Genomic DNA, 26,105 nt, shown 5'->3' on the forward strand with positions numbered 1-26,105 from the left:
GTGTCGTGCGACGGAGCGGGCCGGCCGCGCGGCTTGCCGTCACGCGGGACGATGGGGCGACGTGAAGAAATCGGGCCACGCGCCGTTGTCCCAAGCGCCCTCGGTGCGCTCCACCGACAGCGCGCCGGCGGCGAGCATCGTCCGCTCCGCGAACGTGATCGTGCGCCGTGTCACATGCGCAGCCAGCACGACACCGTTTTCGCATTGCTTCAGCGCGCCATGCCCCTCCGGCGCATCGCCGCGCATCCGGCTGAGCGCGCCGCACAACGCGCCGACATAGCCGCCGACGAGCGGCACGCCGATCCATGCGAGGGACGAGTGAAGCCCGCCCAGATACAGCAGCGCGGCCCCGACGAGCCCGACGATCGCGCCGATGGCCACGCCCTCCAGCGCGCCGATGCCGCCCGGCCGCGCGGCCGAGTCCGCATAGACGTCGCCGCCGAGCCAGAACAGCGCGTGCTGTCCGGGCGGATTGAGAAAGAAGACTTTCACGTCGTCCCGATGCATGGCGTGGCCGCGCAATTGCGCCGCGCAGCGTTCCGCCTGCTCGAGCCGCGAGAACCGGCCCGCGATGATGGTGTCCATGTCGAACCCTCCTGCCCGGTGACGCGCAGGGCCGCGGGCGCGCGACGCCCGATCGGCCCGGCGCTGGCCCGCGCATCACGTTACTTCCGGCGGATCTGCAGCTTGTCGCGCACACCGCTCACGCCGCTGACGTCGTGCGCGACGCGGATCGCGGTCGCGCGTTGCCGCTCGTCGGGCACGTTGCCCGTCAGTTCGACCACGCGGTCGCGAACCTGCACGTCGATGTCGCCGGAGGCCAGCCCGCGTTCGGCGACGAGCGCGGCCCGGACGCGGGACGCGAGCGTCGCATCGCGGATCTGGCCCCCGACGGCCGACGTCTGGCTCGCCAGCTTCGCACGGGTGCCCTCCTCGGCCGATGCGTAGCGGGGTGTCGCGATCCATGCACACGACAGCACCAGTATGCTCGCGATCGGCACGACCGGCGTCCTGCGTCGGGTGCGTGCCGGCTTGCTGCCCGTGCCGTCGCGCCGCGTGCTTTCCGTTGCGTCCATCGCGTCTCCTTTTCGTATGCGGGCGGGCGGCCAGTTTGCGCGCGCTCTGTGCGCGCCGCTACCGCCCGCGCGGCTTTCCGTCACCCGCGTCACCCGTGTCGTCCGGTACGACGTCGACGATCACGCTCGCGAGCGTCGGCATGTCGACCGGCTTGCACAGGTACGCATCGAACCCGGCGGCCATCACGCGGCGCCGGTCGGCGTTGCCGGCGTGCGCGGTCACCGCGACCACCGGCACGTGCCCGCCGCCGTTCGGCCGGCGCCGGATCCGGTCCAGCAGCCAGTAACCGTCGCCGTCCGGCATCGCGAGATCCGACAGCACGACGCTCGGCTGCTGCCGCTCCATCGCGTCGAGCGCATCGTGCCCCGACCGCGCGGTCGATACCTGCGCGCCCATCGTTTCGAGCGCCGCCGCGAGGCTGGTCCGCGACGTCGCGTCGTCGTCGACCACCAGCACGCGCTGGCCGTCGAGCGCGACCGTATCGGACGCGCCCTTCCCGCGCGACCGCTGCTCGACCGGATCGTCGGCGTCCCAGCCGGCCGGCAGCGTCACCGTGACGGTCATGCCGCGCCCGGCGCCCGCGCTCGTCGCGACGACCTCGCCGCCGTGCAGCTGCGCGATGTGGCGCACGATCGACAGGCCGAGCCCGAGGCCGCGCTTCGGCGACGTGAAGGCCCCTTCGGGCCGGCTGAACGTGTCGAACAGGTGCGGCAGGCGTTCCGGCGCAATGCCTTGGCCGGTGTCGGAGACCGACAGCCGCACGCGCTCGCCGGCGCGCGTCAGCGACACGTTGATGCGTCCGCCCGGCGGCGTGAACTTGATCGCGTTCGACAGCAGGTTCGACAGGACCTGGCGCAGGCGTTCGCCGTCCGCCGGAACCACGCAGGCGGGCATCGCATACTCCGTCGACAGCACGAGCCCGTTCGCCTGCGCCGTCGCATCGAGTTCATGTGCGGCGTCGCGCACGACCCGCACGAGATCGACCGGCACGCGTTCGAGGCGCAGCCGGCCGGTCGCGAGCGACGATGCGTCGAGCAGGTCGGCGACCATGTGCGACAGCGACCGCGCGCTGCGATCGATCGCATCGACCGCCTGCTGCGCGAAGCCCTGCCCGTCGGCGTTGCGCAGCACCTCGACCCAGCCGTAGATCACGTTCAGCGGTGTGCGCAGTTCGTGCGACACCGTCGCCAGCAGCTCGTCCTTCAGCCGGTTCGACGCGTCGGCCTGCACGCGCGCGTCGCGGGCGCCGCGCAGCGAACGGAGGTGGTGGCGTTCGTCGCGGCGGCGTTCGCCCGCTTCGCGCAGCGTCAGCGACAGGCCCGCGCAGTTGCCCTGCGCGTCGACGATCGGCGACGCGGCGAAGGTGGCGCGGAAACGGCCGCCGTCGGGCCGCACGCACAGCACGTCGAGCGGCCCCACCGGCGCGCGCAGGTTCGCGAACGACGCGGGCACCGCATGCCGGCGCAACCAGCGCGGCGCGATCATCGTGACGATGTCGCGTCCGTTCGCCTGTGCCGTATCGATGCCGAAGATGCGTGCCGCGGCCGGATTCCAACTGGTGATCCGGCGCTCGGTGTCGGTCCCGACGATCGCGTCGGGCGACGCATCGACCACGCGGCGCAGCAGCCCGTCGTCGGACACGCGCGCGCCGGACGACGGCTCGCGGTGCGGCGGGTCCGGATCGCGGTCGTCGTCACCGGTCGCGCGCGGACGATCGTTCGCGAACAGCGGCTTCACGGCCGTCACGAGCACGCATTCGACGAAACTGATCGCGACGAACGCGCCGGCTTGCGTCAGCAGCGTGGCCATGGGCGCGTCGCGCCACCACAACGCGCCGATCACGCCGACGCTCGCGACGGTCGCGACGAGGCCGCCGCCGAACGACGTCAGCCACGCGGCTGCCGCCACGCCTGCGTAAAAAGGCAGCGGCGCAAATGGCGCGTGCTCTCCGACAGCCCGGATCGCCAGCGCCTGCAGCGCCGACGCGAGCCCGACGGCCAGTACGACCCATGCACCCTGCCGGAATAGCTCACGGGTCAGAGTCCTCATTGCATCCTTGCATCGCCGGCTCCCGTCGTGCGGGGGGATGCCGCCTTACGGCCATCCGGCATACCGTCGAGCGCGCCGGGCGAGCGTGAATGCGTCAGCAAACACCGTACCCGGCGGCGACCGGGCGCGGCGTTCGCGGCAATGGACGGCCGGACCCTGCGCCCGCGCCGACTGCGGGCGGGGCGGGTGGCTGCCAGTCTCTCCACGGGCACCGCCACAATGGCTCGCCGGCCGCTTTTTTCATCGGGTTCCTGTAAAAAAGCGCTGGTGCTCACCCGAACGTGGCGTCATGCCAACATGAGCGAAAAACCCGATGGCCGGTTTCTTTCACTCACGTCGCGCACATTGGAATTTTCTATTCAGCGGCACCTTCGCGGTCGTTTCGCTGTCGATGATAAATATTGCAATCAACAGGACGTGTGATGCCGTTTTTCAAAAACGGCCCGCGAACGCCTATGGGAGAATCCGCCAACCGGACGAAGCAGCGCGCAGACGGTCGCCGGCTGTCCGGCCGGTCCGCCGCGATGCGCACGCTGCTCGGCCGTATCGAGAAAATCGCGCCGACCCGCGCGAGCGTGATGATTGCCGGCGAAAGCGGGGTCGGCAAGGATATCGTCGCGCGCCGGCTGCACGATCTGAGCGCGCAGCGCGACGGCCCGTTCGTGCCGATGAACTGCGGCGCGATTCCGGCCGACCTTGCCGAGGCGCAACTGTTCGGGCACGAGAAAGGCAGCTTTACCGGCGCGATCGCGCAGCGCGAAGGCTTCTTCGAAGCCGCGCGCGGCGGCACGCTGCTGCTCGACGAGATCGCGGAAATGCCCGCGGCGCTGCAGGTGAAACTGCTGCGGGCGATCGAGTCGAACGCGATCGTGCGCGTGGGCGGCACCGAATCGATTCCGCTCGACGTGCGATTCGTGTCGGCCACCCGCCACAATCCGGCCGACGCCGTGCGCGACGGCCGGCTGCGCGAGGACCTGTTCTACCGGCTCGCCGCGTTCGCGATCTACGTGCCGCCGCTGCGCCAGCGCGACGGCGACGTCGAGACGATCGCGCAGGAATTCGTCGATACGCTGAACGCGCGGCATCGCGCGCACAAGCGGCTGACCGACGCGGCGATCGCCGCGTTGCGTGCGTATTCGTGGCCCGGCAACGTGCGCGAACTGCACAACACGATCGAGCGTGCGTACATCCTGGCGGACGAAGGCATCGACGTCGCGCTGCCGAAGCAGCCGCTGCCGGCGGCCGACATCTCGTCGGAAGGCACGATGTCGCTGCCGGTCGGCGCGACGCTGCACCATGTGCAGCAGCGCTTCATCGCGGCGACGCTGCGTCACTTCGACGGCGACAAGCCGCGCGCGGCCAAGGCGCTCGGCATCAGCCTGAAGACGCTCTACAACCGGCTCGCGCTGATGCGCGACCAGGAAGGTTCGTAAGCGGCGCGGCCTGCATGGCGCGGGCCGCGACCCGCCGGCCGCGTCAGGCGACCTTGAACTGCCCGACCGTCGTCGCCAGCGCATTCGCCTGCGATTGCAGCGCGGTGGCCGCCGCGGTCGACTGTTCGACGAGCGCCGCGTTCTGCTGCACCATTTCGTCGAGCTGGCTGACCGCGCGGTTCACTTCCTGAATCCCGCGCGTCTGCTCGTTCGCCGCGTGCGTGATCTCGGAGATGATGGTCGTCACGTTCGCCACGTTGGACACGATCTCGCGCATCGTGTCGCCGGCCTGGCGCACCTGCCCGGACCCGGCCGACACGCTCGCGACCGTCGATTCGACCAGCACCTTCACCTCGCGCGCGGCCTGCGCGCTGCGTTGTGCGAGGCTGCGCACTTCCTGCGCGACGACCGCGAAGCCGCGGCCCTGCTCGCCCGCACGTGCCGCTTCGACGGCCGCGTTCAGCGCGAGGATGTTGGTCTGGAACGCGATCCCGTCGATCACGCCGATGATGTCGCCGATCCGGCCCGATGCTTCCTCGATCTTCCCCATCGTCGCGACGACGTCCGATACGACCACGCCGCCGTGCGACGCGATCCGCGACGCGGCCGCCGCGCGTTCGTCGGCCTGGCCGGCGGCCGCCGCCGACTGACCGACGGTCGCGGTGATCTCTTCCATCGACGCCGCGGTTTCCTCGAGGCTCGCCGCCGCCGATTCGGTACGCGACGACAGGTCCTGGTTGCCCGCCGCGATCTCGTTCGCGGCCGTGCGCACCGATTCGCTCGCGTCGCGGATCTGACGCATCACGTCGTTCAGCTTGTCGACGAAGCTGTTGAACGAGCGCGCGATGTCGGCGACTTCGTCGCGGCCGTCGGCCGGCAGGCGCTTCGTCAGGTCGCCGGCGCCCGAGCCGATCGCGGCCATCGCCTGGCGCACCTGCGACAGGCGGCGGAACGCGGTCGCGGTGATCGCGCCGATGATCAGCGATGCCACCCCGACGATCACGATCAGCGTGATCAGCGACGCGGTCAGCAGCGAACGCATCCCGGCCGTCGCTTCGGTCTTGTCGAGCAGCACCAGCGCGTACCAGTCGGTGCCCGGCACCGGCTTCGCGCGCACCAGCTTCGCGTCGCCGCCGACGCTGACCTCGACCGGCGCGCTCGCCGTCGCGATCGAGGCCACGCCCGTCGAGCCGAGTTCGGGCGACACGTCGGCGACCGGCTTCAGCGTAAGCTTCGCGTCCGGGTGCGCGACCACGTGGCCGCTGCTGTCGACCAGCATCCCGAAGCTCGCCGGCGTCGGGCGGATCGACTTGACGTTGGCGATCACGCTGTCCATCGACAGGTCCGCGGCAACCACGCCCTTCAGCGCGCCGTCGCGCAGGATCGGCACCGCGAACGTGACGACGAGGTTGCCCGTGCCGGCATCGACGTACGGCGGCGTGACGACCGGCTTGCCGGCCTGCGCGGCCTGCTTGTACCACGGTCGGCCGGTCGGGTCGTAGTCGGGCGGGATGCCGGTCGGATCGGAGAAGTGGAACGCCTTGTCGGCGTAGCCGGCATAGACGTTCGTGAAGCCGCCGGCCGCGGCCATCTGCTTGAACACAGGCAACGGATCGGGCGTCAGCGCGGCATCCTGCAGCGACGCGATCATCCGGCTGCGGGTCGCGACCCAGTCGGCGATCCCGACCACGTGGCCGCTCGCGACGGAGGTCAGGTTGCGGTCGATCGCGTCGTCGTTGTACGAGCGCGCGATGAAATAGTTGATCAGGGTCGTGGCGACGAGCGCGGATACGACGATGGCGACGCACGCGGCGAGAATGCGGGCGCGAATGGACGAGAGCATGGTAACGACTCGGTAAGGGAGCGGGAACGCCCGGTGGACGAATTCACCGGGTAAACGGCAAATCGCACCGCTTACTTGAGGTCGTTGTGACAATTCAATGAAACGTATGACGACTGGTATCCGCGACTGTCAGCGGATCGTCGGGATGGCCGGGTTCGACGCATGGGCTGCGCGCCGGTCTCCGCGCCCGGCCGCCACCCGCTACAGCCGATGGCTCGGACGCGGATCGGCGTCCGCGGGCGCCGCATCGGCCCGCGTGTCGCGGTCGAAATCGTCCTTCTGCCGCATCCGCTCGCGCAGGTTCCGGATCGCGAATACGTGGATGTAGTCGTGCACGCGCGCACCGGACGACAGCGCGCGCACTTCGTCGTCGAGCATCGCGCGCAGCTGATCCGCGCCGATCGCGCGCCGTTCGGCGGCTTCCTTGAGTGAATCGAGCAAATTGTCCTTGGACATCGACAGACTCCTGACGGTCGAGGAACGAAAAGATGACGGTACCGGAAGCTTAAAGACTGGACAGACGTGCGGCGTACGATGCGCCGGCGCGTGTTTGCGCGTGATCAACGGCACGTTGCGTGCCGTCGCGTCGATCCGTTTCCGAACCGGTCGCGCAGTTCGCGGTGCACATGGCCCGCGAACGAGACTGGAAGCCCTGCCACGCCACCCCGGGCGCGACACTGGCGACGGGCGGCGGATGGAGCGCCGCGCGACGCCGATGCAGTGGGGAAACTTAGACCGTCCGAAATCATGCGTCAAGCGCGCCTCCGTCATGCATTCGTCGGACGAACGCGCCGGACCGGCCGGTCGCCCCGCCGCGCGTGTCAGCGGATTCCGATAGGCGTCGCGCAATTTCCTGACAGCGACTTCAGCGCGCGCCGCTTGGCAGCGCGCCGTCGCCACACGATACTGATGACATGAACCAGGCGTTCATACCGGAACATCGCTCAGTCGGCCATCGAGCCGGCACGCGGGGTCCGGCGCAGGAGACCAACCATGGCACATCGCAACTTACCGGGCCGGGACGGCCAGCGGCGCGCGTCCGGCAACGCGCGCGCCCTGCCCGCCCGGGCCGCGTCGGCCAGCAACCGTCCGTCCGACGACCTCGACACCTTGCTGGCGCTCGCCCGCGAGGCCGGCTTGCTCGTCACGCTCGACGGGCAGATCGGCCGCGAAAAGTATCAGAGCGTCGCGGGGTCGGTTCTCGCGTTGCAGCGGTTCGCCGCGGCGCTCAGCGCGCGAAACGCAGCCGACGCGCCGGCCGGCACGGAGCCGCGCCGCAAGGCCCGCCCCGGCTGGCCGCATGCGAATCGTTTGCGCAGCCGCACGTGCAGCGCATGCGCGCCACTGCACATCGTGCGTCCGCATGCGCGGGTACGGCACGGCGCCGGCCGCCGACACGACCTGCGATCGATTCTTCGTACCCTCTGATCTGCGCACGTAATCGACGCGCCGACGCGCGGCACGAGGCCGTACCGCGATTACGGGTGCCACGCCCCTTCCGCCATGCCGGCGCGCTGCCGTGCAGGCGTCCGCGCTCGCCACGGTCCGTATCGAAACGACCGCGCGCGATGACGCGCCGCTCGACGCGGCTGCATTCAAAACCATTCCTGCGAGGAAATCGATTCGGCGGGGCCAGGCGGAAAGCGGACGGGGTGACTTCCACCCCGCCCGTCCTCCAAGGCAACCGTCGGTTGCCTACCCTCGTGCCAGAGAGTTCCCGGTCGGATGACGCGCCGAATAAATGCGTGGCGCGGTTCCTGAAAATGATGTGACGGCGACGCGTGCGGCGAGATCGTCACTCGCATGCATGCGGTGGCTTTGCGCGTGCACGACAGACCACCCGCGTCACCGGATGTGCATCACTGTCTCATGCGATGTGCGTGGCGTTTTGATGCAGGTCAATCCAAACCCGCTTCGATCGCGACGATGCGCGATTCATTCCGCACCCCGCACCAGCAGCACCGGCACCTCCGCGAGATGCGCGACCCGCCGCGCGACGCTGCCGATCAGCCAGGCGGCGATGCCGCGACGGCCGTGCGTGCCGACCACCAGCAGCTCTGCCCGCCAGTGCACGGCGTCGCGCATCAGCGCATGGGCCACGTCGTCGCTGGTCGGACGCGTTTCGACGATGCCGCGCTTGGTCGGATTGCCGGTCGCATGGAACAGCGGGCCGATCTTCGCGAGGGCATCCTCGCCCTCCGCACGGTACGCGTCCTCGAGCGCACGCACTGGCACCATATCGGTCAGACGAACCGCGCGATCGATCACGTACGCCGCATACAGCAACGTCGTCGGCGCTGCGAAGCCGAGCCCGACGCGCACCGCGTGCAGCGACGGCTCGCTGCCGTCGACCGCGAACATCAGCCGCTGCAGCGTGCCGTCCGACGTTCGTGCATAGGCGGACGGCACGATCAGCAGCGCGCAGCGCGCGCGTTTCGTCAGCGTGTCCGACATCGCGCCTTCGACGAGCCGCAACAGCCCGTGATGCGGATTCGCGCCGATCGCCAGCACGTCCGCGTGCCACGTCGACGTATCGTTCACCAGTGCGTCGGCGACCGAGCCGCCCGTGATCGACGTATCGACGACCACCTGTTCGACTTCGATGCCGCTGTCGGCGAACAGCGCCGCGATCCGCGCGCAGGTGGCTTGCGCTTCGCGCATCATGTCCTCGCGTGCGGACGTCAGCAGCGCGTCGATGCGCGGAATGTCGGGCAACACGAGGCGCGGATTGTCGATCGCGCAAATGATGCGCAATCGCATGCCGGGACGCACCAGCGTGCGCACGTAGCGTGCGGCGGTCAGCGATTCGGGCGTCGGATCGACGGCCAGCGCGAGCCGCGCGAGCGTCGGGATGGGCTGGGCAGGCTGCATGGCGAAGGTCTCCGTGCGTGCCCGTCGTCGCCGGGCGACGACGGGGCGCTGCGCGCGGTAGCGGCGCGGCGGCGACCGAACACAGCCGCCGGGCTCGCCGGGATCGGCGGGATGCCACGCGAAGCGCGGACAAGCGATGCGTTCGTTCAGCATAGGCGGTCCGGCGTGCGCGTGCATGATCGCGATCAACGATCGCGAACGGTCGCGGCGCCCCGCCCGCGCGGCTTACGACTTCGTCGGCATCGACGCGGCCGGACGGTTCGCGTAGAACAGCGCGTACGCGATGCCAAGCAGCACGATCCACACCGGCCCGATCACGAGCGCGACACGCGTATCGGGCGTGAACGCCATCAGCACGACGACCAGCACGAGAAAGCCGAGCGCGATGAACGAACCGAGCGGATAGAACGGCACGCGGATCGGCAGGCGCGCGATCTTGTCGGCCGACAGCGTGCGGCGAAAACGCATCTGCGCGATCAGGATCACGCACCACGTCCAGATCGCGCCGAACGTCGACACCGACGTGAGCCACGTGAACACGTGCTGCGGCGCGAGATAGTTGAGCAGCACGCCGATCAGCAGCAGCGCGACCGACACGGCCACGCCGTACACGGGCACGCCGCTGCGGTTCACGCGGCCGAGCGCGGCCGGCGCCTGGCCCTGCTGCGCGAGGTTGTAGAGCATCCGCGCGGTGCTGAACAGACCGCTGTTGCAGGACGACAGCGCCGCGGTCAGCACGACGAAGTTGATGATGCCGGCGGCGGCCGGAATGCCGAGCCGCGAGAACGTCATCACGAACGGGCTACCCTGCGTGCCGATCTGGTCCCACGGATAGAGCGACATGATCACGAACAGCGCGCCGATGTAGAAAATCAGCACGCGCCAGAACACCGAATTCACGGCCTTCGTCAGCGACTTCTCCGGGTTGCGCGCCTCGCCGGCCGTGAGGCCGAGCATCTCGACGCCGAGATACGCGAACATCACGATCGGCAGCGCGGCGATCACGCCGTTGATGCCGTTGGGCATGAAGCCGCCGTGCGACCACAGGTTCGAGATGCCGGTCGCGATGCCGCCGTTGCCGATGCCGAACGCGATCATCAGGCCGCCGCCGATGATCATCAGCACGATCGTGACGATCTTGATCAGCGCGAACCAGAACTCGAATTCGCCATACAGTTTGACCGCGATGAAGTTCACCGAGCCCATCGCCAAGAGCGCCGCGAGCGCCCAGATCCAGTTCGGCACGCCGGGGAACCACATGTGCATGTAGACGCCGACCGCCGTGATTTCCGCCATGCAGGTGACGATCCACACGAACCAGTAGGTCCAGCCGGTCAGGTAACCGGCGAGCGGGCCGAGGTAGTCGCGCGCATAGCGGCTGAATGCGCCGGCGACCGGGTTGGTGATCGCCATCTCGCCGAGCGCGCGCATGATCAGGAAGATCGCGAGGCCGCCCAGCAGGTAGGTCAGCAGGATGGCCGGGCCGGCCGTGCGGATCGCGGTGGCCGAGCCGAGGAACAGTCCGACGCCGATCGTCGCGCCGAGCGCCATCAGGTTGATGTGCCGCTCTTCCAGCCCGCGGTGCAGCTGGTCTTCTGGTTGTTTCAAATCCGTCAAATCCGTCTCCTGGCAGCCGCGCAGGCCGCCGTCATTGTGTCGATGACAATGCGCGACCGTTCATGCCGATTTTTTGGCAACCGAAAACGAAATAATCCCCGTTGTCGATTTCTGAATGAGAAACGACGTGGGTGCCGTGTTAATCCGATTGGAATCGCCACGGATTATCCGTATTTCCCTGAACAAGCCGGAAAATGGATCGGGTCTTTCACGGAATACGCCCGGGCGCTCCACGCGACGCGGCTGTGCGCGTGACGACCGGCAACGGGATCCATCGCTTTCGGCGCGAACGAACGTGCGTCGAATGTGCGCAATCAAGCCCACGCAATATGCAGGCGGGATTATAAGGAGGATGGCTGGCTTTATGCCAGGCGATTTTGGGAAAATCGCAATGGGTGAAAGCGGTGGGCGGATTTGAATGCACGGGATGGCGCGCGCGTTCTGATCTTCAGACCTGGATAGACGAGAGCGACTGCGACGCCACCAGCTTTGGTGGCGTGGGACATGCGCACCGACAGAGGTCGTCGCTGGTTGCCGACTGTCGGCCGTTTGGTCCGGTGGCTGAATGACACGGGCCATCGCATGCGACCGTGTCGAATGACTTGCTTAGCCGCAGAAACCGGTCAGTTCCCTATTTTCCTGCTTCGATTGCTGTCGGGACTTCGCCATTGCCCACTATGCGGAATACAACGCGAGATCGCGGCGAGCGTCACGATCCCGCTCAAAATTGGGCCGTCACCTGAAATCCGACCGTCACGCGTGCGGTCGGAAATCCAGACGGCTTGTAGACCGGCGTACCGGCGAACAGGTCGTAACCGTAGCCACCGAAACGCGTCGCGACGCTGCCCTTGATGCCAATTACGGCACCGGCCAACTGCGTACCGACCAACGCAACCGGCTGCGGCCCCCAAACGCGGCCGTAATCCAATCCTGCATAAATCGCCTGTCCGGTCTGTCCGACCGGCATTTGCAGCTCGTTGCGCCAGTAGAAGCCGCGCGCCGCCGCCAGCATCGTTTCGCCGTCGAACCCGCGAACTGTGTAGCGACTGCCGATCGTCAAGTCATCGATGTAGTACAACGAGTTCCCGGTATATTGGCCGTGGATGCTCGTCACGTATCGGAACGGCTGCTTCGCGATCGCAAACGGCACCGACAGGTTCGCGTCGAGTACAGCCATCTTGAAGCGGTAAGTCGGACCGCCACCGGCGGCAAGAATGTCGTCCTGCGCGCCCAAGCCACCGACGCCCTGCCGGTACGCCAGCGTACCGTCGAACTGCGCCCCGTCGAAGTAGTGACGGTCGGTCAGGCCGAACTCAACGAACGTGTTGTTGCGCCGTTGTTGCGAGATTTCCGTATCTTCGATGAAGCTTTGACCGAAGCGACGGGACAATCGGACATAGCCGCCGAATACGTCGTTCTGGCTACGGGCAAGTACACGGGCGAGCTTGAAATCGACCGTCTTTGAATTGCCGCTTGCAACGAATGTTTGATTCACGCCAGCGATTTGCTGGTAGTACGTGTTCGTGTAGGCCGATAACGTCGCGGTCCAGTAGCTCCAAGGGATCGAGTAGAAACCGTTCCAGCCGTGCGAACCAAGGCGCTTGTCGCCAAGTTCAAGGTCCTGGCTCACGCCGACGTTGAAGATGTCGTTTAGCCCGAGCGGATTGTCGATGCCGATCGACAGGTTGCCTTGCAGCTTGCCGGTCGCGCGCGTGCCCGAGTTGTCGATCGACGCCACCACAGTCCACGGTTTGCCACGCTTCACATCGAGCACGACATCGCTTTCGCCAGGTACGTCGCCCGGAACGATCTGCATCGATACGTCTTGACTCTGTACGCGCTTCATCTGCTCCAAACCTTGCTCAAGGTCGCGCAGGTTCAACAGTTCGCCGTCGCGTGTCGGGAATGCGGTTTTCCATGTGCCGCGCAGTTTTTCGTCAGCGAAACGCACGTGTCGGATCACGCCGGGAATCAGCGAGACTTTCAACGTACCGGACGACAAATCCTGTTCGGGGAGCAGCACGCGCGTCGTGATGTAGCCGCGCGACAAAATGTCTTGCGACAGCGCCTTGATGAGCACATCAAGCCCTTGCTTGCCAACGCACTGCCCCGTGTAGTGTTCAAGCCATTCGCGCGCGAACGCGAAGCGATCCATGGGCAGTACGGACGCGCCCTGCGCTTTCACGCCGTCCGGCAGCGAATCGGGAACGTCGACCGTGAAACGATCAATGCGGAAGCATGGTGTTTCGGCCGGAAGCTGTGGATAGCCTGCACTCGCCGCGACACTCGAACGAACTCCCGGCGCGGAAACGATTCGTTCACGCTCGCGCGCTTCCTCCTGCTGACGTGCCTGTTGTTCGTTACCAAGCGGCTGTACCGATTGTGCCATCGCACAGGTCGATGCGATAAGCAACGACCCGGCGACAAGGCTCCCCCCTCGGATTTTCTTCTTCATGTATTTGATTCTCTCGATTACGCGTACCGCGTGACCATCCAGACCCCAATCAGGATGACGACAGCACCGACGACCTGCATCGGCCGCAACAGGTGTTCGTGTAGCGCAGTAAACGACAGCACCACAAGCATGGAAATCGCCACCATCGCCGGATACGCAACGCCTAGCGTTGTTCTGCGCAGCGCGATTGCGTAAAGGAGGAAGCCGACACCATAGGCACCTATGGCTGCCCCGCGGGCGATCCATGGCAACATGCTCGATTCACCAAGTGCGATTCCCTTGAGAGCCGCAACTCGGAGCAATATGCTCGCGAGACCACCGAAAAAACCACTTGCGACGACGATCAGCCAGTTCACCGCGCGGCCTCCGTCACGACTGCCACATCCGGCCGCGGCCTGGTGTTTGTGCGGATGTCATCGGATGCGCCCGTGTTCCCATCAAAAATCATATTGAACCGATTCGCGCCATGGAGCGCGATCAGCACGATGGCGGGAAAGACGACCGAAAAGTTTCGCGCCTCATCGCGGTAGCCGAAAAAGAAGAACAACACCAGCACCGGCAGGAATGCCGCAAAAAAATAGATCCGGTATCGATGTGGCGTCGCGCGCCACGCCGAGCCGAAGAACACCGCTAGCGGGACAAGCATCAGCGGATTTTCGAGACTTGGCGTAAAGATGCCCTTGCCGATCAGGTTGTAGAACGACAGGTAAGACAAGGGATTAAGCCAGAACCTCAGGTTATCCCAAACGTGAAATTCGACGAAACCACCCGCATTCGCGTCGTAGCCGCTCATGATGAAATGGCGCGTGCCCACGCAGATCACAAGCTGCAGCACCAGCCAACCGACTCGCTTCAATACCGGAACGTCGCGCTCGTGCAGGAAAAATAGCGCGAGTGGAACAAGGAAGAACGTTTCCTTGTTCAGGGAGAAGATGGAAACCATCAACGTGCATGCCAGCATCCGCTTCTTCAACAGGAAATAGCAGGCACCGAGTACGCCGAGCAGTTCGAAAAAGTCATAGTAGTAACCGCCCTGCTGAAAGGTGAGCGGATAGACGAAGCCGAACGCCGCCAGAAAGCCAACGGATTGCCCGAAGTTCAGGCCGTGTAGTCTGGCCAGCCTGTAGACCAGCAACAGCGCGAACAGCGTCGACAACACGATCGCGATGTACGTCAGGTGATAGACGAGCGCCACGATCGGTGTCCAGTATTCGTCCGGCACACTTGCGAAATAGGTGTTGTGCAGCGAATCATGTCGTTTGATCGATTTGAAAAGCTTTTCCTGCTTTTCCTGCCCAAGCCGCTCGGCTACCCATTTTTCGGCTCGCGGGAACGACGAGCGATAGACATACGGCTTCGGTGCCTCGCCGTTCATCATGCCGACGAGGCTGTAGCTGGTTGCAAAATCCCCTTTCTGGTCGTCACGAAAACCCCACTTCAGCAACATGCTGTTCGTGATGTTTCCCGCGCATACAAACAGCAGCACATAGACGATGGCGAAGCGGCAGAACGCCAGCACGCGGTTTCGGTTTTTTTCTGTCATAGCAATTGTGCCGCTCACGGAGCTGGCAAGAAGTGAGCGGCCAGCACGATCGCCACCATGATGCAAAGCATGCTGAAGCTACCGCGATTCTCGAGAATATGGACTATCGGATCGTCGTGCATGACGCCACGCACTGTTGCGATCCATAGACGACCGAACAGGTAGATCAACCCGATCTGCACGAACCAGAGAAGATGCGGAACCGTGTAACGAGCTACCGTTTCCGGGGCATTGATGAACAGACCAAACACGACCACCGCAGCGAGGGAGGCGCCGATGCCAAACGGCCAAAGGACTTCGAGGTCGCTCACTCGATAATCCCGACCGGCCGTCGCGTTTTTGTCGCTCTGGCGTAAGAACACCAACTCTGAGCAACGTTTCACGAGCGCGAGGCTGAGAAACGCAAACACTGAGAATGCAAGGAGCCATCGACTCACCATAATCTCCGCTGCAACTGCCCCTGCGACGATTCGGTACGTGTACAGCAATGACAGAACGACCACATCGAGTAGCACGACTGACTTCAAACGCCAGCTGTACGCGGTCGTCAGGAACAGATAGAGCGCGAACATGCCGGTAAATTCGGCTGACACCGCCAACGCCAATGCAAACGCCAATGTCAGCAGTACCGCTGCGCACGTGATGCCTTGACTGATCGACAACACCCCGCTCGCAAACGGACGATTGCGCTTTCTTGGATGTCTGCGATCACTGTCCAGATCCCAAAGATCGTTGCCGATGTAGGTTGCCGACGCGCCAAGCGACATTGACAAGAACGCCAGTGCGAGCACGCTGACTTTGTCGACATCAAGGAACGCAAAGGCCGTCAGCAGTGGGACGAACAGCAGCAGGTTCTTTAGCCACTGGTGAACACGCAGGGCCTTGCACCATGTGGAGAACGTTGCACGGACATTCGTGAACTCGTGTTCGATGGGAACGTGGCTGCGAACGTCCGCGCCGACATCCGATGAAACGCCGGCAAGTACGGCACCTCTCGCGCCAGTCCAAACGGGCAAATCGGCTTTGCTGTCACCCGCATACACGAAGTCGTCGCCGATCTGCTCGCGAATGCAGGCCAGTTTCGCCTCTCCCTTGAGATTCGTGTCGTCACTGGTAGCGATGACGCGATCGAACAGGCCAAGATGCGTGCTGACACGCTCAGCGATCGAACAATGTGCGGCAGTTGCAAGCACGATTTTCCGACCGTTCTCGCGTTCACGGGTGAGGTAGTCGATGAGCGACTTCCGGTATGGAATTGTTTCCGCTCGAAAATCGGCATGCTCTGCGACCTTGGCCTTGAAGGCGGCGCGACCGCCCGCGAGCCAGAAAGGCAGGCGCAGGAGGTTTGCAGGCTTTCGCTTGACGACACGTATCACGGATTCCATCAAGGTATCCGAAGTTGTCAACGTGCCGTCAAGATCAACCACGAGTGGAAATTTTCTGGTCTCTCGCATTTCTTGTGATTCAACTTAAACGGGGTGCCATACTACATATATTCGTTATATTTCGCCTAAAATTTCCGATCCCCTCAAATTATGTTTGTGCGGCACAGCTAACGGCAAACCCACGATCATGGAGATCGCCACCTCTTCTTGATCCAACGTCGCAGATCTCGGATTAAAAGCTCAGCCAACCTCGTAAAAAACTAGGCGCACTTCCGCAACTCATTCCTCGCAGAATTAATCGCCTCAATAAAATCATCAAGATTGAATTTCATTTTTACGCTTTCTGGCAGAACGTACAAATCAACCAAAAATTCAATCCGCATATCATCATTTCCGTATTCCTTGTCGATAATGCACAGTCTTTGCCCCTCAAAGCTGATCTCCGCCATAAGGTGCTCGTGATCCATGTCACTAACAAAATCAATATCAAATTTCGACACGCTATTCACCTTATTTTTTGGGGTCCAAAATTCCAGAAAAAGAGCCGTCTGCATTAAATCGTATTCCTTGTCCGCTAGGCAAGCGGAATTCGACGCCTCCGCGAGAAAGTTCGGTCCGAGTTCTATTGGGATTGTTCAGAACGCTACTCACGAAATCGCTAGCCGCAGCATTTTTATCAGCAATAGAGCCTGTGAGCGGTTCAAATGTTCCTCCTGGACGGCCGGCATGCTTATCCCACGCTCTAGCTGCCGCAGATAAGCCGGACTCGTTATAGGGTTGATCCGCTGCCTTCTGATAGTCGCTTACTTTGACATCGCGAGCACCACTTCCTGTGACCTGTGCATTGTCGTCACTTCCACTGTTCAAAATTGCGTTCGGCGGTGTCCGACCCGTTGCGGTAAGTGCAGCATCAGCGGCTTGGCCTGCCGACGAATTCACCAGTACCGCTCCCGGACTCGTAGGGGGCTTACCGCCGCCCACGCCGACGACCGCACCCGCTCCCGTTGCAATACTCTGACTGATCAAGGCCGTCGGCGATTCCGACATCTTTGCTTTAGCACCTGCCTGCATCAGCCCAATGAATTGATCGATCAGCTTGCTGACCGAGTAATTGTCCATCGCCGCTAACTGATCCGCTACTGCCTTGCCAACAGTGTTTTCAATCAGCTTGCGCGCCTTGTCATTGTCCTTCGCTTCGCCAGCATCATTTCCCGCATTGTAGAGATTAACGTTCGATGCGGTCGCAGCGCCTGCGCTACCGCCAACCAAAGCGCTGGCCAGCCCTGAAAGAATGTTCGCGCTAATGTTGCCAATCAGAGACGAACCCGTCGCGTTTCCAACGCTGTCGCTGAATGCTTTGGTCTGTTCAGCAAGCTTTGATGACAACCCTGCTCCCGCCGCGCCGCCGATTGCGCCGAATCCACCGCCGCCAAGGCCACCAATGAGAGCGCCGCCTCCCATTTGGAGCGCCGCACGCGAATCTCCACCTTCGCGCCAATTGTTGTAGTCCTTCAGCGCCGACACCATGCCTTCGATATCGCCGCTATCCGATGCCGCCTGTGCGGCCTTCAGGGCGTCCGAGCGCTTCATGTCGGCATACGCCCCGATGCCTTGCGCCACCACCTGGCCGGCCGCTTGCGCTGCATTCATCGTGTCGGCTTGCTTATCCAGCAGATTCTGCATGTCTGGGGTCTTCGATACCGTTCCGTTCAGATTCGACGTGTCGCGGTTCAGGTTCGCCACGTCCTGCGTCTGATTTGCCGGATTCGTGATATTGATTGTGCCGGCACTTACGCCGCTACGCGTAGTCGATTGCTCATCGCCGCTGTCCGACTGCGAAATCATCGGCGTTACGCCACCCGATCCACTGACCGACCCCGGTCCGATCGCCTTGCCAGTGTTGCCCACGCCTACGCCCGCACTAAATCCGTTGCTATCCGCCGCGTAGTGCGAGTGATTTTCGATATCGCTGGTCGTCAACGTACCGGTCGTCAACGTGTTCTTCGACGCATCGGCCGTGCTGCCGATATATGCACCCTTCAGGTCGGTATTGCCCTTGACGTTGATATTGAAACCGCCGTCACCCGCCTGAATCCCGGCCTGTTCGTTCACGCCGGCATAATTGCCATCCGCATGGCCGTTCTGCGCGCTAAAGCTTGCACTCCCGCCGCCCATCGTGCTGACGCTGAACCCGCCGCCCGCGCTGCTTTGATGTGCCGTGCTATACGTCGTGTCTTGTACACTCTGCACGTTCAGGTTTCCGCCCACGTCCGCCGTGACCTTGCCGCCGTTCACATTGGACCCGATCACGTTCGTATTGCCGCCGCTGAGAAGCGTCACGCTGTTCGCACCGGTCACGTGCGAATTGTTCTGCATTGCGGCATCACTGTTGCCGTCGCCGTGTGCGCGCGACATGGCGGCCGACACTCCGATACCGTTCGTGCCAATCGACATGCCGACGCTGGCGCTCGATGACGAATTCGAACTACGCGTCGAATCGGTGTTCGTCGTGTTCTTCAAGTCAATCTGATTCTTCGCGACCAGCAACACGTCGTTGCCCGAGACATTCGAACCGGCCACAGTAATATTGCCGCTGCCCGGCGTGCCGTTACCCGTCGCAATCAGCGATGTGGTACCGCCAGCGCTGACGCTCGATCCGCGCTGCGTCGTCTGATTTTCCGACGTATCGAGTCTGCTATGACTCGATCCGACACTGACTTGAACGCCGATGCTAGGCGTGCCGCCGCCAGCAAGCGCACCGCCCGTCAAACCAGCTACACCCATCGCTGCATTACCTGCCGCTGCAATCGCGTGCAGGGCCGTCGCACGACTGTCACCGGCACCGCTCTTTGCCGCCTGAGCCTGTTGATACGCACCGTTGATCGCGTCGCCGATGCTGCCCGACAAGCCGAGCGTGACGCCACTGCTACTGGTTGTCTCACTATGGGTCCTGTTGCTGGTATCGGTTGCCGAATCGATCACAACATTCGACGCTACGCCGGTCAAATTCTTCCGGGCGATCAAGTCGCTACCTGTCACGTGCAACGTATCGCCAGCCTTGATAGTCAGATCGCCATTGAGCGAACCCACCGTGCTCGCGTTGTTCGTAACCGACGATGCATGATCCGTATCGGTCTTCTTCTGCGTGCCAATACTCACGCTCAAGCCGCTGGTTCCAATACCCGAATGCGTTTCGTGATAGTAGCTGTCCTGCGTGACCGTATCCTTGGACGTGGTGATATTGACGTTGTTAGCCGCCGAGAGATTGACATCGTTCGTCCCTACGACCGTGCTACCTTGAACGGTCAGGTCACGGCCTGACTGAATGTTGACCGTATTACCCGACACGGTACTGCCGACACCGACATTCGCCTGCGTATTCTGCATCGAATCGGTTTTCGTGCTGCTGACGAAGCTGCCGCGTTGGACCTGCACTGACTGGTACTTGTCGTGTTCCTCGCGGGCCACGTTCACCGTGACGTTGCCAGTTGCAACGATGTTCGCCGCACCGGTGCCGTTCTCAACGCCGTTCGTCATGCCCGCGGTGAGCGACGAACCTGTCAGTGTGACGTTGCCTTTCGATACATCGGTGCTCGCCGCCCCGAGCGTCGCATTGCCGCCTGCCGTGAATTGCGTGCCAACAGCGTGCTCGTCATAGTTGTGATCGACTTCCTTACGCGTCTTGCTGTCCGCCGCCACATTGTCGAGCTTCGCGGTATCCGTGACCGTCGTTGCCGTCAAATTCCCGCCTGCAAGCGCAGACAAGTCTTTCCCGGCCGATACAGTCGCGCCCTTCAGCGTCATGTCGTTGCCGCTTTGCATCCCCAAGCTACCGCCTGCAGTGATGCCGCTCGTCACGTTCTTCGTCGTGGATTCTTCCCAATGATGCTGATCATTCAGATACATCGATTGGTTTGTCGTGGACTGAACCACATCGACGCTGATATCCCGGCCTGCCGTCACGAGTGCGTCGCCACCGGCCGACAAATTCGCGCCGTGAATGCTCAGATCGCGTGCGGCCTGAACGGACAGATCACCCGTTGCCGCGATCGTGCCTTGCTGGCCGATCAGACTCGTGCTGACCTTGCTTGCGCCCGATGCACCCGTTGCGCCCACCGCATCGACCAACGTTGTATTGACGATATCGCGACCGGCCGACACTGCGACCCGATTGCCGGTAATCATCCCCGACGCATTCACGACATCGTTGCTCGCCGACACGACCGTCGTGCCGTTCTTGCCGCTACTCGCAATCGTACCGCCACGATTCAAAATGTCCGTCGCCGTCAGCACGGTTTTCGTTCCGCCCTTGATCACGCCGGAATTCGTTGCGCTACCCGTCGCATGAATTTCCACATCGTCCGCCGCGATCAACGCGCCAGTCGGTTGCAGATCGTTCGCATGCGTCTGCGCCATGTAGACGACGGGAGCCAGCACGTGCGTCGTGCTGCCGTTCGGCAACGTTACCGTCTGATCGACCAGCCATACGATATCGCTCGTCAGCGCATCCATTTGCGCGGCCGTCAGCGCCATTCCCGGCACCAGGCCGAACTCTTTTGCGTAGTTCGCCCCGTTCGTCATCAGCGCACGATATTCATCCTCGGCACTCGCGTAGCCCGGCAAGAACGTGCGTCCCGTCAGTTGCGTGATCTGATTGCGCACCATCTGCTGCTCGTACATCCCGTCACCCAGGCGTTTTTCGATGCTCGCCGGGTTGAGGTTCAACTGGCCGAGCATGTAGTCGCTCGAAATGAACTTCGTATAGCTCGTCAGGCGCGGATCGGTCACGATCAGATACGGCTGACCCGGGGCGTCGTGAATCGAATAAAGACCGCTCGTCGGCACCGTGATCGGCAGCGCGCCCGACGCATTCGCGACCGATTGCTGCGCGCCAACCGGTGTCGACGAGCCGCCTGCGGCTCCGACCGGCGTCAACTTGCCACCGGATACGCCCTCATTCGCCGAATTATTTCCAAGCGTGCCGCCAGTTGCTCCCGTCGAAGAATTCTGCGCGGCAACGTTCTGGTTGTTGACGTCCTTCGCGTCGATGATCACCGACTGGTTGGCGATGATCGTGCCGCCCGTGCCGCCGATGGCAACCGGCGTATACACCTTCGAAGGTTGAACGATCGTGCCGCGATCCTGCGTCGTATCCTCGTTCCACGCGTACATCGATACGATGTTGTCGGTCTGATACTGATACAGCGTCCGCCCGACGTTGTTCACGACCGTGCCACCGTAGCTGCCTGAACCTGCACTGCCGGACACATCCGAATCGCCGATCTTGATCGACCTGCCCGCCGCAATCGAGCTGTATTCGTTATTGATCGTGCCAACGTTCTTCATCACGATGTTGTTGCCAGCCACGAGTTGCGCTTGCTGCGCCTGGCTTGCAATCTTGTCCTGCTGAACGGTGGTCGTCGTGTCGCGCCAGATTTCGACACGCTGATAACCGTTGTGGCCGTCGCTGCGCGTCGTGTATTCCGTATCCGGAACGTAGTTGACGTGCGGATCGTACGCATCCCAGTAGTTGACCGTAACCGTACCGTCAGCGTTGGTCGTCAGCGTGTTGTAGTAAATCGTCTGCTGCTTGCCGTTCACGTTCACGACCAACACCTTGTCAGTCGCGTTCGGTCCGGACGTTTCCGATACAACCTGCGAAGGGCTATAGGTCGAGGTGAGCGGCGTCTTATAGCCGTTCACCCACATTGCCTGCGAGCACCCGCCGTTCGGGTCCGCGTTCATCGTCGCGCACACGATGTACTTCTGACGCTTGGTTTCGTGTTTACCCGTCGTGCTCGTGGTTTCAGTGGTCACCACTGGAGCCGGACGCGTGTTCGTGAACGTGCCAGCCGCGAGTTCGATACTGCCTTGCGCTTCGATCGTGGACTGATCGTTCAAGACATTTTGTGTACGGTTCGCGAGAAACCCGTTCGCGTCTCGCTGACCGTTCGCGGCGATATTGATGTCGCCAACGCTGAAGACATTCGCGCCGCCCGTGTTCGACAACTGGTTGGACGCGTACAAATTCACCCGTTCGGCTGCGGCGATCACCGCCGCTGCACCGGTATTGGTAATCGTGCTCGCATTGGCGGTCACTTCGCGGCCGATGATCGTCGCGGTGTTGTTCAGCGTCGCGCTGTTGGTCGCGACCGTATCGCCTTCGATGCGACCTGCGTTATCGATCGTGCCGCCGTTGGCGTTGATTGTCGTCGTGCTGGAATTCAGATCGGCGCCCGCCTGGTTTTCAACGTTCGCGGCATTCACCGTCAGCGCGCCGTTGGCGTCCAGCACGCCTTGGTTCGTCAGCTTTCCCGACGTGGAAAACGTGAGGTCACCGTTTGCGTGCAACTTGCTTGCCGCGGTCTGCGTGTAGTCGCTCCCGAGTGTCACCGCACCGTTTCGGCCTGCTACGATCGATCCGTTACCGCTCAACGCATTCGCGGTCAATGTCAGGTCCTGATCGCTGCCGATAACGCCGTTCTGGTTGGCAAACGTGCCGGTCTGGATCGAAATACTGCCGCCGCTGCCTGCGTCGTTGCCGATTTTGCCGGACGTGTTGTCGATCGATGCCGTGTTCAATGACAGTGCACCGTTTGCACGGATCGATCCGGCCTGATTCGACAGCGCAGCGTTTGCCGCGCTCAGCTTGAGGTTGTTCGCGGCCGACAGTACACCACTCGCATTACTTACGTTATTTGCAACGTTCAACGTCAGATCGTGGCCGGAAACCGTCTGACCGCCTTGAGCATTCGTCAACGTTTGCGCAGTCAGCGTAACATCGCCATTCCCGCCGATCGTGCCCGCCCCCGCTTTGCCGGACGCGTTCGTGTTCGTGATCGACGCGCCGCCGTCGATCGTCGTTGCACCGCTGCCGATATTCGCGATACGCCCGTCGCTGTTGTCGACGTTGCTCCCCGACAGCGCGAGCGTCGAATTCGTGCCGTTCGCTTCGATTTGCCCTGCGTTGTTATTGATCGCGCCCTGTGCTCGCAGCGACAGATTCCCGTTCGCCTGAACAAGACCGGCTGCATTCGCGATCGCACCGTTCGACTGCGCCGAAAGCGCCTGTCCAGCCAGCACCGAGCCACCGGAATTATCGACGCTGCCTGCCGACACCGAGACGTTCCCGTTGCCGCCAATGGTGCCGCCCGCCGTATTCGTCAGTGCATTTGTCGTCGTAACCGACAGCGCGCTCGTGCCTACGTTTGTAAGCGAACCTCCATCATTGGCGAGGCTGTCGGCTGTCACTGAAACGCCGTTGTTCGCTTCGAGCGTGCCCGCACGGTTATCGACAGCGCCTTGAGCCTTCAGCGTAATGCTGTCCGCACCGACGTAGCCGCCCGCATGGTTATCGAGCGACTGCACGTCGAGCGCAGCCTGTCGCTGCGCGGCCAGCGTACCTGCGCTATTCGAGACGGCTGCAGCTTTCAGGCTCAATGCACCGTTGGTCGCGATCGTGCCGCCTTGGTTCGACAAGGCGCCGGTCGAAATCGACAGCGCACCACTTCCGGCGTGAGTAATTTTCCCGTGGTCGTTGATCAGCGTCGCGGGCGTCAGGTTCAGGTCGGTGCTGTTGGTCTGAATAAGGCCGTTGCTCGAATTATCGAGTGTGTTCGAGACGGCGACATTCATTGCGCCGGTCCCGGTTTGTGTAATGGTGCCGCCGTGGTTCGATAAATTCGTCGCCCCGAGCGACAACTGTGCGGCCTGTATCGAACCCGCATCATTACTCAGTGTCGCGGCATTCACGGTCGCGGATTGTCCGGCCGTGATGCTGCCCGAACCGTTCGTCAACTGCGTACCCGCATTGATCACTGCGTTTTGCGCAGCCGACAACGTACCGCTGCCGTTGTCGAGTGATTGCGTACCGACATTCAGATTTGTTTGCGCGCTGACCGTGCCATGGTTCACGACGCTGCCCGATTGAATCGCCACGCCGCCGTTGCCGCCGATGACACCGCCTTGGGCGCCGAGTGCGGTCGTACCGGCCGCATTCGTCAGTTGCCCCGTCGTGGCAATGGACAAACCGTCCGAATTCAGCGACGTCACGCGACCTGCGCTGTTGTCCAACGAGCTTGCCGAAATATTCATTCCGGCTGTGCTCTGGATCGTGCCCTGGTTGTTCGCGATTGCACCGCCGCGCACCTGCATCGCATTGTTGGAAACCAGTGTGCCGCCCTGATTCGCGATTGCGCCGTTCGACTGCAGGTTCAGCGGACCTTGCGCCGAGATCTTGCCGCTTTGATTCGAGATGCTGCCTGCGGTCAACGTTGCGTTGCCTTGGCTCGACAGCGTGCCGTGATCGTTGATCAACGCACCCGCTGCGTTCGCATCGAGAGCGCCCTGCGCACTTGTTGTCGCATTCGAGAGGTTCAAGTCCCCGGCGCTTGCGTTCAGCGACACGTTACCGTTCGCGGCCGTCTGGCTACCCGCGAGGCTCACGGCAGCACCTGAAATCGACGCGCTCCCACCCGCAACGTTCTGCCCGGTCGCCGTCAATTGGCCAGTGCTCGACAGATTCAGATCGCCACTTTTCCCGGCGGAACCATCGTTATTTACCCCCGCGCCGAGCGTCCCGGTCGAATTGATGCTGCCTGCGCTGACCGTCGTATTTTGCTGTGCGGCGAGCGTGCCGCTGTTCGACAACGTACCGGCTGCTGAAACGTTTGCGCTCTGTTGCGCATACGTCGTGCCGCTGTTTTGAACAGTGTTTGCGGTTGCGGTGAGATTTCCGCTCGCAGTCGTCTTGCCCGTGAGTACGAGCTGGCCGTTCGATTGCAGCGTCAGGTCGCCTGCTTGTGCAGCGATCGTCCCGGCGTTCGCGACACCGACGCCGAATTCGTTCGACACCAGCAGGATGCGGTTACTATACATGCCGCCAAGTTGGCTCACGTCGATCGCAACGGCAGGCGCTGGACCATCACCCGCAATCGGCGTTGCCGCTAGCGTGTCGTGGTTGACTTGGTTCGCACCCGCGACGACGTTCAGATTCTTTGCATAAATAGCTGCATTCGCCTGCACAGCGCGGGCAATCAGATCGACCTGATCGACATTCGATGCATTCAAACCCGCGCCGTTGACGGAAATCAGGCCACGCGATACGTTGAACCCGGAAAGTGAGCCATCCGCACCATAGTACGGTGTGCCCGTCGTCAGTGTGGCTCTCGACGTATTGATGAACCCGCCGCCGTCAACCTGAATACCGGCACTGTTCGACAAGATCACTTCGGCGCGATTGCCGGCGACCTCGACGTAACCTCGCAGTTGCGACGGCGCATTGCTGTTGACTTGATTGACGATGATCCGTGCGGACTGGCCTGCACCGAAGTTCGGGTTGCCGTTGATCATCCCCGCCTGCTGCGTGTTCACGATCGTCGGCGAGTTGTTGAGGATCGCGCCTGGTTTTTGTACGTCGAACTGGTTGTACGTGTTCACCGACACGCCCGCGCCTGACGGGGTGGCAATATTCACCTGCGGGATGCCGTTCTGCGTCTGGATCACACGGGTGCTCGTGCCCGGAGTCGGCGCGATTTGAGCGAAGCTGAATAACGGCACGCCAAACAGCAATGCAGCCGCCATCGCGATCGGCTGCCAAACGATACGCAAGCGCGATGGCGCGCTCGCGCCTTTGGAATTCCCGACTGCATGCGGTGAACTACCGTTTTCCTGAACGACCATCATCGCGCCGCGCGCGCGATTGAACACCACCCGATAGCATTTCTCGTTCATTCTTCGTTGACGCGCACTGCGCCCCGCTTGCAGTCTTATTTGAATTCAGCGTCGATAGGACCGAACGTAATTCGCTGTGTGGTCTTGAACGCGCTTGCAA

Annotated in this window: 16 protein-coding genes and 1 pseudogene; 3 read left to right on the top strand and 14 right to left on the bottom strand. The window is 62.9% G+C overall.

The genetic code is table 11. From position 1 onward, the window contains the following. Positions 1-39: 39 nt before the first annotated feature. From HWX14_RS12675 to HWX14_RS12685, 3 genes are all read right to left on the bottom strand, one after another. Positions 40-585, bottom strand: a complete 546-nt coding sequence (locus HWX14_RS12675) for a hypothetical protein (RefSeq protein WP_175883027.1) — start codon at positions 583-585, stop codon at positions 40-42. Positions 586-665: 80 nt separating this feature from the next. Continuing rightward, positions 666-1,076 (bottom strand): BON domain-containing protein, encoded by a 411-nt coding sequence (locus HWX14_RS12680; RefSeq protein WP_175883028.1) that lies wholly within the window; start codon positions 1,074-1,076, stop codon positions 666-668. Between the two features lie 58 nt (positions 1,077-1,134). Further along, positions 1,135-3,126 (bottom strand): ATP-binding protein, encoded by a 1,992-nt coding sequence (locus HWX14_RS12685; RefSeq protein ID WP_175883029.1) that lies wholly within the window; start codon positions 3,124-3,126, stop codon positions 1,135-1,137. A gap of 141 nt (positions 3,127-3,267) precedes the next feature. On the opposite strand from HWX14_RS12685, the gene HWX14_RS12690 reads away from it, so the two are divergent. After that, entirely contained in the window at positions 3,268-3,549 is a 282-nt protein-coding gene (locus HWX14_RS12690) for a hypothetical protein (protein ID WP_175883030.1), read from the top strand. A gap of 32 nt (positions 3,550-3,581) precedes the next feature. Beyond that, positions 3,582-4,559 carry a sigma-54 dependent transcriptional regulator gene (locus HWX14_RS12695; RefSeq protein WP_244130210.1) on the top strand — a complete coding sequence of 326 codons (978 nt, stop codon included), beginning with the start codon at positions 3,582-3,584 and terminating at the stop codon, positions 4,557-4,559. Positions 4,560-4,602: 43 nt separating this feature from the next. Here the strand turns inward: HWX14_RS12695 and HWX14_RS12700 are convergent, their stop codons facing one another. Both HWX14_RS12700 and HWX14_RS12705 read right to left on the bottom strand, forming a co-directional pair. Continuing rightward, the gene (locus HWX14_RS12700; protein WP_175883031.1) at positions 4,603-6,402 is read right to left on the bottom strand and encodes a methyl-accepting chemotaxis protein; all 1,800 of its coding nucleotides are present in this window, start codon (positions 6,400-6,402) and stop codon (positions 4,603-4,605) included. Positions 6,403-6,603: 201 nt separating this feature from the next. After that, positions 6,604-6,858 (bottom strand): DUF3562 domain-containing protein, encoded by a 255-nt coding sequence (locus tag HWX14_RS12705; RefSeq protein ID WP_175883032.1) that lies wholly within the window; start codon positions 6,856-6,858, stop codon positions 6,604-6,606. Between the two features lie 537 nt (positions 6,859-7,395). Between HWX14_RS12705 and HWX14_RS12710 the strand changes: the two genes are divergently transcribed. Next, entirely contained in the window at positions 7,396-7,830 is a 435-nt protein-coding gene (locus HWX14_RS12710; protein WP_175883033.1) for a hypothetical protein, read from the top strand. Between the two features lie 507 nt (positions 7,831-8,337). On the opposite strand, the gene HWX14_RS12715 is transcribed toward HWX14_RS12710, so the two are convergent. From HWX14_RS12715 to HWX14_RS12750, 9 genes and pseudogenes are all read right to left on the bottom strand, one after another. Next, positions 8,338-9,273 (bottom strand): universal stress protein, encoded by a 936-nt coding sequence (locus HWX14_RS12715; protein WP_175883034.1) that lies wholly within the window; start codon positions 9,271-9,273, stop codon positions 8,338-8,340. A gap of 225 nt (positions 9,274-9,498) precedes the next feature. Continuing rightward, positions 9,499-10,881, bottom strand: coding sequence for an amino acid permease (locus HWX14_RS12720; protein ID WP_175883035.1), 1,383 nt, complete (start codon positions 10,879-10,881; stop codon positions 9,499-9,501). A 457-nt stretch (positions 10,882-11,338) separates the two neighbouring features. Continuing rightward, positions 11,339-11,455: pseudogene (locus tag HWX14_RS36455) on the bottom strand (PAAR domain-containing protein); the annotation flags it as partial. 156 nt (positions 11,456-11,611) lie between these two features. Further along, positions 11,612-13,279, bottom strand: coding sequence for a ShlB/FhaC/HecB family hemolysin secretion/activation protein (locus tag HWX14_RS12725; RefSeq protein WP_244130249.1), 1,668 nt, complete (start codon positions 13,277-13,279; stop codon positions 11,612-11,614). Positions 13,280-13,362: 83 nt separating this feature from the next. Next, positions 13,363-13,701, bottom strand: coding sequence for a small multidrug resistance protein (locus HWX14_RS12730; protein ID WP_175883037.1), 339 nt, complete (start codon positions 13,699-13,701; stop codon positions 13,363-13,365). Beyond that, entirely contained in the window at positions 13,698-14,906 is a 1,209-nt protein-coding gene (locus HWX14_RS12735) for a hypothetical protein (protein WP_347879822.1), read from the bottom strand. The genes HWX14_RS12730 and HWX14_RS12735 overlap by 4 nt, the downstream gene beginning before the upstream one ends. Next, positions 14,903-16,342, bottom strand: a complete 1,440-nt coding sequence (locus HWX14_RS12740; RefSeq protein WP_175883039.1) for a UbiA family prenyltransferase — start codon at positions 16,340-16,342, stop codon at positions 14,903-14,905. The genes HWX14_RS12735 and HWX14_RS12740 overlap by 4 nt, the downstream gene beginning before the upstream one ends. 191 nt (positions 16,343-16,533) lie before the next feature. After that, positions 16,534-16,773 (bottom strand): hypothetical protein, encoded by a 240-nt coding sequence (locus tag HWX14_RS12745; protein ID WP_244130212.1) that lies wholly within the window; start codon positions 16,771-16,773, stop codon positions 16,534-16,536. Between the two features lie 10 nt (positions 16,774-16,783). Beyond that, the gene (locus HWX14_RS12750) at positions 16,784-26,005 is read right to left on the bottom strand and encodes a hemagglutinin repeat-containing protein (RefSeq protein ID WP_244130213.1); all 9,222 of its coding nucleotides are present in this window, start codon (positions 26,003-26,005) and stop codon (positions 16,784-16,786) included. Positions 26,006-26,105 lie beyond the last annotated feature (100 nt).

Source organism: Burkholderia sp. BCC0044 (genome assembly GCF_902832955.1).
Lineage (GTDB): Bacteria > Pseudomonadota > Gammaproteobacteria > Burkholderiales > Burkholderiaceae > Burkholderia.

What these genes read in the sequence shown, in the direction of transcription:
- HWX14_RS12675 (WP_175883027.1), bottom strand. Translation starts at nt 585, where the DNA reads ATGGACACCATCATCGCGGGCCGGTTCTCGCGGCTCGAGCAGGCGGAA.
- HWX14_RS12680 (WP_175883028.1), bottom strand. Translation starts at nt 1,076, where the DNA reads ATGGACGCAACGGAAAGCACGCGGCGCGACGGCACGGGCAGCAAGCCG.
- HWX14_RS12685 (WP_175883029.1), bottom strand. Translation starts at nt 3,126, where the DNA reads ATGAGGACTCTGACCCGTGAGCTATTCCGGCAGGGTGCATGGGTCGTA.
- HWX14_RS12690 (WP_175883030.1), top strand. Translation starts at nt 3,268, where the DNA reads ATGGACGGCCGGACCCTGCGCCCGCGCCGACTGCGGGCGGGGCGGGTG.
- HWX14_RS12695 (WP_244130210.1), top strand. Translation starts at nt 3,582, where the DNA reads ATGGGAGAATCCGCCAACCGGACGAAGCAGCGCGCAGACGGTCGCCGG.
- HWX14_RS12700 (WP_175883031.1), bottom strand. Translation starts at nt 6,402, where the DNA reads ATGCTCTCGTCCATTCGCGCCCGCATTCTCGCCGCGTGCGTCGCCATC.
- HWX14_RS12705 (WP_175883032.1), bottom strand. Translation starts at nt 6,858, where the DNA reads ATGTCCAAGGACAATTTGCTCGATTCACTCAAGGAAGCCGCCGAACGG.
- HWX14_RS12710 (WP_175883033.1), top strand. Translation starts at nt 7,396, where the DNA reads ATGGCACATCGCAACTTACCGGGCCGGGACGGCCAGCGGCGCGCGTCC.
- HWX14_RS12715 (WP_175883034.1), bottom strand. Translation starts at nt 9,273, where the DNA reads ATGCAGCCTGCCCAGCCCATCCCGACGCTCGCGCGGCTCGCGCTGGCC.
- HWX14_RS12725 (WP_244130249.1), bottom strand. Translation starts at nt 13,279, where the DNA reads ATGGCACAATCGGTACAGCCGCTTGGTAACGAACAACAGGCACGTCAG.
- HWX14_RS12740 (WP_175883039.1), bottom strand. Translation starts at nt 16,342, where the DNA reads ATGCGAGAGACCAGAAAATTTCCACTCGTGGTTGATCTTGACGGCACG.
- HWX14_RS12750 (WP_244130213.1), bottom strand. Translation starts at nt 26,005, where the DNA reads ATGAACGAGAAATGCTATCGGGTGGTGTTCAATCGCGCGCGCGGCGCG.